The 1,628-nt window shown below is 44.0% G+C and carries 3 protein-coding genes; all 3 read left to right on the forward strand.

The genetic code is table 11. From position 1 onward, the window contains the following. Nucleotides 1–4: 4 nt before the first annotated feature. The gene (locus ACZMIG_RS14750; protein WP_011964762.1) at nucleotides 5–409 is read left to right on the forward strand and encodes a hypothetical protein; all 405 of its coding nucleotides are present in this window, start codon (nucleotides 5–7) and stop codon (nucleotides 407–409) included. After that, nucleotides 397–747: an IS66 family insertion sequence element accessory protein TnpB gene (gene tnpB / locus ACZMIG_RS14755; RefSeq protein ID WP_011964763.1), complete on the forward strand. Its 351-nt coding sequence runs from the start codon at nucleotides 397–399 to the stop codon at nucleotides 745–747. Before ACZMIG_RS14750 ends, tnpB begins: the two co-directional genes overlap by 13 nt. A gap of 86 nt (nucleotides 748–833) precedes the next feature. Further along, a partial coding sequence (locus ACZMIG_RS14760) for an IS66 family transposase (RefSeq protein WP_347176027.1) occupies nucleotides 834–1,628 on the forward strand: 795 nt, incomplete at its 3' end.

The following is a 1,628-nucleotide window of genomic DNA, read 5'->3' on the forward strand; positions in this document are numbered from 1 at the left end:
CATTATGGATTTAGCAGAAAATCGATTTGGAAAAACCTGGAAACATTTCCTTGAAGTATTGAAAGTAGACTACAATTGTTCTTTAGCCGATGTTTGCCGTGATCAGCATACCACTCTTGGAGGTATGAGTTCCTGGATGTCCAGACGGGGTTATAGCGTTAAACAAGCCAAGGCGGATGTGGTCCGTGATTATTATGGCGGCGTTGAACCCTCCCGACCGACAACTTCCTCTCCTTCGTTCACTCAAATAGCCCCCGTCATGTTGTCGGAAGAAGAGTTTAGTCTTTCCGGGATCACAATCACCTTTAACAGCGGAACGACCATTTCGGTCAAACGGGCCACTCCCGGGGGTATTATTAAAATGTTACGCGATTACGAAAGAAAGGAGGGGGATCCATGTATTCTCTAACATCAGCCAATCGCTACTATCTGTACCAGGGCTTTGTCCGTATGAACCTTGGCATTGACGGTTTATTCAAAATCATACGCTCTCAAATGAAGGAGCTGTCCCCCATTTCCGGAGATATATTTTTATTCTTTGGCAAAAACCGGCAGAGTGTAAAAATACTGCGTTGGGATGGTGATGGCTTTCTCCTGTACTACAAGCGTCTGGAAGGTGGAAGTTTTGAGTTGCCGACATTTAACCCCCATACAGGCAATTATGAGATCTCTTATCAGGTTTTGTCTTTTATCTTAAATGGAGTGTCATTGAAGTCTGTACGGTTGCGAAAACGTTTTAGGATTTAATGTAATATACTGTATATTAACTGTTTGATTTTAAATTACCATCCGATTATTTTGGCCGACTCATTGATTTTTTGTATCTTTACGCCATGAAAAAGGATGAGGTCATAGAGTTATTGAAGGAGCAAATCAAGGAGTTGCGGGATGATAACAACAGACTCCTGGACCAGATAGATGATTTGATAAAGGAGGTTTCTTCCCTTAAAGAGGCACTCCTTCAAAAAGGCGAATCTCTTGGCAAGCAACAGCGTCTTACCAAGGGGATCGCCAAACTTGTATCAAACACATCCGAACAGCAACAACCCCCTCAACCTGCATTGCCGGAGGAAGAGCGGCAGAAGAGAGAAGCAGAAAAAGCAGATAAGCGTAAAGCCAGAAAGAACAATGGGGCCAAACGTGACATGCATTATGAGATGGAGCAGGAGGAACATGACGTTTATCCCGACGATCCTGATTTTGACATCAATAAAGCCCGGCTGGTTACCACCGCTCCCAGAATATGTGTCCGCTATGAATGTGTACCCATGCGCTTCATCAAGCACGTCTACAAGATACACACCTACGCGCAAGACGGTTGTCTCTTTGAGGGAAAAACACCGGTCTCGGCTTTCTTGAATTCCAGCTATGACGGCTCATTCATTGCCGGGCTGATGGAATTGCGTTATATACAATCGCTACCGGTTGAAAGAATCATCAACTACTTCGAAAGTCATGGCTTTACGCTGAAGAAACCTACGGCTCATAAGTTGATGGAAAAAGCCTCAAGCCTCTTTGAAAATCTTTATAAGTGTATCCGGCAGACAGCTTTGAGTGATCCTTATAAGGCAGCCGACGAAACCTATTACAAAATACTCGTCCCGGAAAAGAACAGCAAGGGAAAAGGA

Source organism: Xylanibacter sp., assembly GCF_057607445.1.

Bases quoted from the DNA above. Each gene is read 5' to 3' on its own strand.
- tnpB (WP_011964763.1), top strand. From the start codon at position 397: ATGTATTCTCTAACATCAGCCAATCGCTACTATCTGTACCAGGGCTTT.
- ACZMIG_RS14750 (WP_011964762.1), top strand. From the start codon at position 5: ATGGATTTAGCAGAAAATCGATTTGGAAAAACCTGGAAACATTTCCTT.